The sequence below is a fragment of the Streptomyces sp. URMC 123 genome, from assembly GCF_051386515.1.
Taxonomy (GTDB): domain Bacteria; phylum Actinomycetota; class Actinomycetes; order Streptomycetales; family Streptomycetaceae; genus Streptomyces.
Genome location: NZ_JBPQTV010000280.1, coordinates 1 through 8,527 on the forward strand (window position 1 = coordinate 1; position 8,527 = coordinate 8,527).

Below are 8,527 nucleotides of genomic sequence, written 5' to 3' on the forward strand. Positions count from 1 at the left end.
GCGGCACGCCGCTTCGTCCGGGGCCTGGACGCCGCGCTGGCCGTGTCCGCCCGGCGGCCGGCGCTCGCCGTGGTCGGCTGGGTGGCCCGGCTGCTGCTGCGCGGCTGCCGGGCCCATGCCGCGGAGATGGAGCGGGGCGTGGCCGCCGCCGCGTCCACGCGTGCACAGGCTGTGGATTACGGACTGCGGATCGTCGCCCAGGAGCAGGTGGGCCTCGCGTACGCCGGCTGGGACCGGCTGCTGACCCGGGTGGCGCTGCCGGCCTGGCGGATGGGCCGCTGGCCGTCCCGGCTGGACGCCGGGGTGGTCTCGGCGCTCACCGAGCTGTCCCGCAGGGACCGGCTGGCGGAGGGCTTCGCCTCGCGGCTGGGGGAGCGGCCGGCCTGCGATCTGCTGGAGGAGCCCGGCCTGATGGACGAGGCGGCCTCGCTGCTGGCGGCCCGACTCTTCCACGGCGGCCCGGCGGCGCGCGGGCACCACTGGGCGCCGGTGAGCTGGGCGGAGTACCCGGAGGAGGTCGTCGACCGGAAGTGGCGGACGGAGGCGGCCCGGCTCCACGCCGTCCTGGACGACATGGCGCAACCCGTACCGCCCGAGCAGCCTCCCCACCCCGAACAGCGGCTTGAGCAGCTTGAACAGCGGCCCGAGCAGCGGCTTGATCAGCAGATCCAGCAGCAGATCGAGCAGCGGCCCGGCGCCGCCGAGGGCGCCGACCGGCACGCCGCCGAGCGCGCGCCCGCCGCCGGCCCCACGCTCGCCCGGGTCATCGCCCATCTCGCGGTCGCCGAGGGCGGCAACAGCGAGGAGCTGGCCGCCCGGATCGCCGCCCGCCTCGCCCGGGAGGAGGCCGAGCCCCCCGCGGCCGGGGCGGCGGCCCATCTCCCGGCCGCCGTCCGGCCGGGCGCGTCCGCCCCGCTCGCCGACCCCTATGGCGTCGGCGGCGTGGAGGGCATCGTTCCGCTCTTCCCCCTCCAGGCCCCCCGCTCGGACCGCGAGCTGCTCGCCGACCACGTCACCGCGATGATCTGCTGCGCCGCCGTGGACACGGCGGGCGCCAAGCCCGGCCTCGACTGGCTGGACGGGCCGGTGCTGCTGCTCGCGGGCCGGCGCGGCGCGGACCTCGGCTCGCCCGTGCTGAGCCTGGTCGAGGACGGCGACCCGGAGCCGCTGCGCGCCTGGCTCGGCGCGGCCGGGGTCCGCCCGGAGAAGCCCGTACGGCTGGTCTGACCGGCATGTCACGGGCCGTGTTCGCCTCCGCCCCTGCCACCGGGCGCCCGGCGCCCTCCCTCCGGCGCGCGCCCCACCCCGTACCACCGCTCCGAACAGGGGGTCGGGCGGGCGCGCGGACGTTCGGCGGTTCACGGCCCGGGACGTCCGTTCCCGCCAATTCGCGACGAAGGGTGACGGAGTGCGTGCGTTATGTGATGTGCTGTGACCCGTAGCTGTCGTTCGCCGTGAACCACACGCAGAACCACACGCAGGCACACGCAGGACCGCACAGGCGCCGTCCGCGGGACCGCACAGGCACCACACGCGGGACCGCCCAGGCACCGCACAGGCCGAGCCCGGAGTCCAACACCTCACACCCGGTGCGAGCACACCCGCAGACCACGGGGGACCAGGGAGGGGAGCAGCCATGGGGACGGAGCAGATCCGCCGCTGGGAGTCGGGGGCGCTCGCCCACGCCGTCACCGACCCCTTCGGGCAGGGGCCGCTGCCCTGGCTGCGCGGCAGCGAGAGCTACAGCGAGAGCTATTTCGACGACGGCGGGCGCTCGCCCTGGTACGGGGGCGGCGCCCCGGGCCGCGGCGGCGGGGGAGCGCCCGGCGAGGCCGGTGCCCCGCCCGCCGAGCGGATCACCCGGACCGTGCCCACCCCCCGGCGGGCCGCGACCGGCCCCCGCACCGCCGACGACGTCCACCGGCAGATCAAGGGGTTCGCCTCCACGGGGGCCGCCGCCCCGGGCGAGGCGATCGACTTCCGGATCACCGTCGACCCGCCCCAGCAGTTCGGCGTCGACATCTACCGCATCGGCCACTACGCGGGCGACGGCGCCGCGAAGATCACCACGAGCCCGCGCCTCTCCGGCATCGTCCAGCCCGCGCCGCTGACCGCCGACCGGACCGTCTCCTGTCACCACTGGTGGCTCTCCTGGCGGCTGCAGATCCCCTCGTACTGGAACAACGGCGCCTACGTGGCCGTGCTGACCACCGCGGACGGCTACCGCAGCCACATCCCCTTCACCGTGCGCGACAGCCACCCGGCCGATCTGCTGCTGCTCCTGCCGGACATCACCTGGCAGGCGTACAACCTCTACCCCGAGGACGGCCGGACCGGTGCCAGCCTCTACCACGCCTGGGACGAGGAGGGGCGCCTCCTTGGCGAGGAGGAGGCGGCCGTCACCGTCTCCTTCGACCGCCCGTACGCGGGCGCCGGGCTGCCCCTGCACGTCGGGCACGCCTACGACTTCATCCGCTGGGCCGAGCGGTACGGCTACGACGTGGCCTACGCCGAGGCCCGCGATCTGCACGCCGGGCGGATCGATCCCTCCCGCTACCGCGGCCTGGTCTTCCCCGGCCACGACGAGTACTGGTCGGCGCCCATGCGGCGCACGGTCGAACTCGCCCGGGACAGCGGCACCTCGCTCGTCTTCCTCTCCGCCAACACCATGTACTGGCAGGTCGAGCTGTCGGACTCGCCCGCCGGCACCTCCGACCGGCTGCTGAGCTGCCGCAAACGGCGCGGGCCGGGGCGGCCGGCCCTGTGGCGGGAGCTGGGCAGCCCCGAGCAGCAGGTCATCGGCATCCAGTACGCGGGGCGGGTGCCGGAGCCGCGGCCCCTGGTGGTCCGCAACGCCGGGCACTGGCTGTGGGAGGCGACCGGCGCGGTGGAGGGCGACGAGGTGCCGGGGCTGGTCGCGGGCGAGGCGGACCGCTACTTCCCGCGGACCCCGCTGCCCGACCACACCCGGCGCATCCTGCTCGCGCACTCGCCGTACGAGGACGGGGACGGCGCGGTCCGGCACCAGGAGACGTCCCTGTACCGCGCTCCCAGCGGGGCCCTGGTCTTCGCCTCGGGCACGTTCGCGTGGTCCCCGGCCCTGGATCGCCCCGGGCACGCCGACGCCCGTATCCAGCGCGCCACGGCGAATCTGCTCGACCGGATCTGCAAGCGGGACTGAGCCCGCGCCCGTTCGGACTCGACGCCGCCCCGCGGCGCTTCTTCCCGCCCCGCCACAGCGGTCCGCGCGCCGGTGCGGGAGAATCGGAAGCTCTTGGACCAACCCACCAGGAGGAAGCGTGTCCGGATTCGTCGAGAAGCCTGAACCGGTGGAGGTTCCCGGTCTCGTTCATCTCCACACGGGCAAGGTGCGTGACCTCTACCGGAACGCCGCCGGTGAGCTGGTCATGGTCGCCAGCGACCGCCTGTCCGCCTACGACTGGGTGCTGCCCACGGAGATCCCCGACAAGGGCCGCGTCCTCACCCAGCTCTCCCTGTGGTGGTTCGATCAGCTCGCCGATCTCGTACCCAACCATGTGATCGATACGCGGCTGCCCGAGGGCGCGCCGGCCGACTGGGAGGGCCGCACCCTCATCTGCCGCTCGCTGACCATGCTCCCCGTCGAGTGCGTGGCCCGCGGCTATCTCACCGGCTCCGGCCTGGCCGAGTACCAGCAGAGCCGTACGGTCTGCGGGCTCGCGCTCCCCGAGGGCCTGGTCGACGGCTCCGAGCTGCCGGCGCCGATCTTCACCCCGGCCACCAAGGCGGCCGTCGGCGACCACGACGAGAACGTGCCCTACGAGGAGGTCGCCCGCCAGGTCGGCGCGGAGACCGCGGCCCAACTGCGGCAGGCCACGCTCGCCGTCTACAGCCGGGGCCGGGACATCGCCCGCGACCGGGGGATCATCCTCGCCGACACCAAGTTCGAGTTCGGTCTCGCGCCGCGCGAGAACGGGTCCGGCGAGCGGCTGGTGCTCGCGGACGAGGTGCTCACCCCGGACTCGTCGCGCTTCTGGCCCGCCGACGAGTGGCGCCCCGGACGGCCGCAGCCGTCCTTCGACAAGCAGTTCGTACGGGACTGGCTGACCTCGTCGGCCTCCGGCTGGGACCGCCACGGGGAGCTGCCGCCGCCCCCGCTGCCCGAGGAGGTCGTCGAGCGGACGCGCGCGAAGTACATCGAGGCGTACGAGCGCCTCACCGGTCTCGCCTGGTCGTAGCCCCCCGGGGCCCCGGGCCCGCTCCGCCCTCCGCCCCTGGTCCCGGGACGGGCGGGGGCGGGGCCGGGCCGGCGGCGGACACGAAGAAGGCCCCGGTCCGATGGACCGGGGCCTTCTCTCCCTGAGCGGACGACGAGGCTCGAACTCGCGACCTCAACCTTGGCAAGGTTGCGCTCTACCAACTGAGCTACGTCCGCATGCGACCCCTTCGGGAAGCGTTCCCGAGTGGTGCGAGGTCCACTATAGCCAACCTCGCTCGCGAGCGAGGCGCACGGCCGCATGCCGATTCTCCGCGGAGAGCTTCGAAGCGGCCGAGGAGAGGTAGTTGCGGACCGTCCCCGGGGACAGCGCGGCCCGCTCCGCGATCTCCGCGACGGGGGCTCCGTCCGCCGCCAGCTCCAGCACCTCGGCCTCCCGGGCGGTCAGCGGACTGTCTCCCGCGCTTATCGCGTCCGCCGCCAACTCCGGGTCCACATACCGCCCACCGGCGTGAATCGTGCGAATGATCTCGGCGAGCCGCTGGGCCGAGACGGTCTTCGGAACGAACCCGCGCACCCCCGCCGCGAGGGCCCGCTTCAGGTGCCCGGGGCGACCGTGACCAGTGACGATCATGGTGCGGCAGCCCGGGAGTTCGGCCTTCAGCGATGTGGCCACTCTCACACCATCGGCACCCGGCATCTCAAGATCCAGCACCGCCACGTCGGGCCGATGGGCCCGGGCCATGGCGAGTGCCTCGGGCCCCGACGCGGCCTCCGCCACCACTCGGAGATCGTCCTCCAGGGACAGCAGGGCGGCCAGCGCTCCTCGAATGAGGTGTTCGTCGTCGGCGAGCAGCACCCGCACGGGGGTGCCCTGCGCGTCCGGCGCATCCAGTGCGCCCAGAGGGTTCATGGCGTTCATGGTCTCCGTGACAAGGGACGAAAGGACGGTCGGGCGGACGGCCGGAGCGTGACGGTCGGGACGTCGGAGCGAACGGTCGGGGCGGACGGTTGGGACGTCGGGCGGACGGTCGGAGCGGACGCTAGCGCCACAGCGGGGCGAACAGCCGGGGCGTCACGTCGACGGGGCCAGGACGCGCGCACCGCCCCTCGCCCCCGACACCTCGGCGGCCTCGGCCCGGCCGCCCTCCTCCGTCACCGAGAGCGGCACGGTGGCCGTGAGCCGATACCTGCCGGAGGGCAGCGCCTCCGTGACCAGCTCACCGCCGAGCGGGGCGAGCCGCTCCCGCAGCCCGGCCAGGCCGGAGCCCTGCGCACCGGAAGCACCGAGGCCGCCCGCGCCGGATGCGCCGCCCGCGCCGGAAGCGCCGGAGCCGCCGAGGCCGGTGGCCCCGGCCGCCCCCGCCGGGCCGGCCGACCCGCGTACCCCGTCGTTCTCCACGATCAGCACCGCCGTGCCGCCCACCCGCAGACGCAGCCGGCACGCCCGCGCCTCCGCGTGCCGCAGCACATTCGTGGTCGCCTCCCGGACCACCCAGCCGAGCGCCGACTGCACCGGCCCGGTCAGCTCCCGCCCACCGGACTCCTCGATGCGGCAGTCGATGCCGGCGGCCCGCAGCACGCTCCGGGCGCCCACGAGTTCGGTGTGCAGATCGGCCTCCCGATAACCGCGCACCACCTCGCGCACCTCCCGCTGGGAGTCCTGCGCCATCCGCTGCACCTCGGCCATCTGATCCAGCGCCGAGGGGGAACCGCGCCGGGCCAGCTCGATGGCGAGCTCGCTCTTGAGGGCTATCACCGTGAGGTTGCGGCCCAGCACGTCGTGGAGATCGCGGCCGAAGCGCAGCCGCTCCTCCGCGACCGCCAGCCGGGCCTGGGCGTCCCGGGCCGCCGCCAGCTCATGGACCACCCGCAGCGTCCACGCCGAGACCCGCACCGTCGGTGTGATCCAGAAGAGCATGAAGAAGGTGAAGGTCAGCGTTCCCAGCAGCCGTTCGACCGAGGGCTCGACGGCGACGATCACCCCGCAGGCACCGGCCGTCAAAGCCAGCCCCGTCCAGACCACCGTGCGCACCCGCACCAGCAGCATCTGCACATTCACCACAGAGCTGATGACCAGAGCCAGCAGCAGACTGGCGTCGCCGTCCCGGTCGAGACCACCGGTCGCGTCCAACGCCAGCGCCAGGCCGGCCGCCCCGGCCACCAGCGCGATCAGCGCCGCCATCGGCCGCCGGTCGATGCCCTCCCGCTCGCCGAGATAGACGTCCATGCCCCGCGAGAGGAGCCAGGGCCCCAGCGCGGCCATCGCGACGAGCCCCAGGACCAGCGGCCAGGCCAGGGCGGCCGAGAGGGCGGGGCCACCGGCCGGCCCCAGGAGCAGCTTCGGCAGCGGTATCAGCGGAAAGACCGCTTCCAGCAGATACAGCATCCAGCGCGTGTAGAGCTCCACGCGGTTGGCCGCGCTGCGCCCTCGCCACCCCAGCACGAATCGTCCCCCCGATTCGGCGGCCCGCCCGGCGGGCCGCCTCTCGTCCCCTGCTGTCCTCAGCTCAGTGCCGTGGCTCCCAGCGGAACCACCGGCGTACAGCAAACACCGCCAGCGCCGTCCACACCAAGGCGATGCCCAGGGCCGGCAGCGTCGTCGAGACGTCCGCCGACGAGCCGCCCAGCCAGCCACCCCGGACAAGATCGATCACCGGGGTCATCGGCAGCACCCGGCACACCCGCTCCGCCGGCCCGGGCAACAGCTCCACCGGGAAGAAGAGCCCGGACCCCATCATCGATATCAGCAGCAGCGGCATGGTGGTGATCTGCGCCATCTCCACGCTCTTGGTGAAGGCGGTCGACGCCGCGGCCAGGGCGGTCATCAGCACCAGCCCCAGCACCACCCCCGCCAGCAGCAGATCCGGCCGGCGGGGCGCGGTCATGTCCAGCAGCGCCGTGCCGGCGACCACCAGCGCGGCGAACTGGAGCAGCGCCAGCGCGGCCGACGGCAGGGCGGTGCCGACGAGTATCTCCAGGTCCCTCGGCTCACCGGTGCGCAGCCGCTTGAGGACCAGCTCCTCGCGCCGGGCCACATACGCGGTGACCACGTTGAAGTAGACCGTGAAGAGCAGGACCCAGCCGATGCCGCTGGTCATCGCCAGGCTGGTGGTGTTCAGCCCGGCGCTGCCCAGGTCGGCCTCGGCCGAGGTCTGCTTCGTCAGGAACATCACGGTGAAGGGCATCAGCAGCGCCGTGAACAGCGCCGTCCGGTTCCGTCGCAGCAGGGTCAGCTCCGCCCGGCCGAGCGCGCCCAGCCGTGCCACCGCGGTCGTCGTCATCGCGCACTCCTCGTCGCTCGGTCGGCTATGGCCAGGAACGCCTCTTCGAGCGAGGAGCCGCGGGCGTCCAGCCGGTCCAGCTCCACGCCCTTCGCCTCCGCCCAGCGCAGCAGCCCGGTCAGCGAGTGCTGCAACCGCTGGGTGTGGAGGACGATCCGCTCGCCGTCGAGCCGGTGCCCCTCGACCGCCAGCTCGGGCAGCGGCGGCAGATCGCCCGGCAGCAGCCCGTCCGGCAGCCGGAAGGAGATCCGCGCCGGGTGGGAGGCGATCACCTCGGCCAGGGAGCCGCAGGTCGCGATCCGGCCCTCGTGCAGGATCGCCAGCCGGTCGGCGAGGGCCTCGGCCTCTTCCAGATAGTGCGTGGTGAGCACCACGGTGGTGCCGCCGTCCCGCAGTTCGCGGACCAGGCGCTGGGTGTCGCGCCGCCCCTCGGCGTCCAGGCCGGTGGTCGGTTCGTCGAGGAAGAGCACCTCGGGCCGGCCGATCAGGGCCAGCGCCAGATCGAGGCGGCGGCGCTCGCCGCCGGAGAGCTGCTTGATCCGCACGTCGCGCCGGCCGGCGAGCCCCACCATGTCCAGCGCCTCGGCCACCGGGCGGGCACCGGAGGTGCAGCCCGCCCACATCCGCGCCGTCTCGGCGACGGTCAGATCGGTGGGGAAGCCGCCTTCCTGGAGCATGACCCCGATCCGGGGCCGCACGGCGGCCCGCTCGGCGAACGGATCGTGTCCGAGGACGCGCACCTGCCCGCCGGTCGGCGCGGCCAGGCCCTCCAGCAGCTCGACGGTGGACGTCTTGCCCGCGCCGTTGGTGCCCAGCAGGGCGAACAGCTCGCCCCGCGCCACGGAGAAGGAGATGCCACGCACGGCCTCGAAGCCCTTGTCACCGGGCGGGCCATAGCGGCGCCGCAGCCCGGTGACCTCGATCACAGTGTCCCCGAAGTTCATGCCTTCAGCGTCCCGCCCGGAAAGGCGCCACCGCAGTGCGGGCTGTCACGAGAGCCGATGACAAATGTCATCGGCCCCCACCCCACGCACGACCACCCCGTACG

Annotated in this window: 6 protein-coding genes, 1 tRNA gene and 1 pseudogene; 3 read left to right on the forward strand and 5 right to left on the reverse strand. The window is 74.1% G+C overall.

The window, feature by feature from the left end:
* The 3 genes and pseudogenes from ACSNOD_RS24680 to ACSNOD_RS24690 all read left to right on the forward strand — a co-directional run.
* Positions 1 to 1,227, forward strand: a pseudogene (locus ACSNOD_RS24680) (hypothetical protein); the annotation flags it as partial.
* 409 nt (positions 1,228 to 1,636) lie between these two features.
* Positions 1,637 to 3,181: a N,N-dimethylformamidase beta subunit family domain-containing protein gene (locus ACSNOD_RS24685; protein ID WP_436769238.1), complete on the forward strand. Its 1,545-nt coding sequence runs from the start codon at positions 1,637 to 1,639 to the stop codon at positions 3,179 to 3,181.
* A 118-nt stretch (positions 3,182 to 3,299) separates the two neighbouring features.
* Entirely contained in the window at positions 3,300 to 4,217 is a 918-nt protein-coding gene (locus ACSNOD_RS24690) for a phosphoribosylaminoimidazolesuccinocarboxamide synthase (RefSeq protein WP_436769239.1), read from the forward strand.
* A 124-nt stretch (positions 4,218 to 4,341) separates the two neighbouring features.
* Here ACSNOD_RS24690 and ACSNOD_RS24695 read toward each other — a convergent pair.
* The 5 genes from ACSNOD_RS24695 to ACSNOD_RS24715 form a co-directional block, all read right to left on the reverse strand.
* A tRNA-Gly gene (locus ACSNOD_RS24695) sits at positions 4,342 to 4,414 on the reverse strand.
* A gap of 43 nt (positions 4,415 to 4,457) precedes the next feature.
* On the reverse strand, positions 4,458 to 5,108 hold the full coding sequence (locus tag ACSNOD_RS24700) for a response regulator (RefSeq protein ID WP_436769240.1): 651 nt from the start codon (positions 5,106 to 5,108) through the stop codon (positions 4,458 to 4,460).
* Between the two features lie 162 nt (positions 5,109 to 5,270).
* Positions 5,271 to 6,641, reverse strand: a complete 1,371-nt coding sequence (locus tag ACSNOD_RS24705) for a sensor histidine kinase (protein WP_436769241.1) — start codon at positions 6,639 to 6,641, stop codon at positions 5,271 to 5,273.
* A gap of 64 nt (positions 6,642 to 6,705) precedes the next feature.
* Positions 6,706 to 7,479 (reverse strand): ABC transporter permease, encoded by a 774-nt coding sequence (locus tag ACSNOD_RS24710; protein WP_436769242.1) that lies wholly within the window; start codon positions 7,477 to 7,479, stop codon positions 6,706 to 6,708.
* A complete protein-coding gene (locus ACSNOD_RS24715) occupies positions 7,476 to 8,423 on the reverse strand; it encodes an ABC transporter ATP-binding protein (RefSeq protein WP_436769243.1) in 948 nt (315 codons plus the stop codon). The genes ACSNOD_RS24710 and ACSNOD_RS24715 overlap by 4 nt, the downstream gene beginning before the upstream one ends.
* Between the last annotated feature and the right edge of the window lie 104 nt (positions 8,424 to 8,527).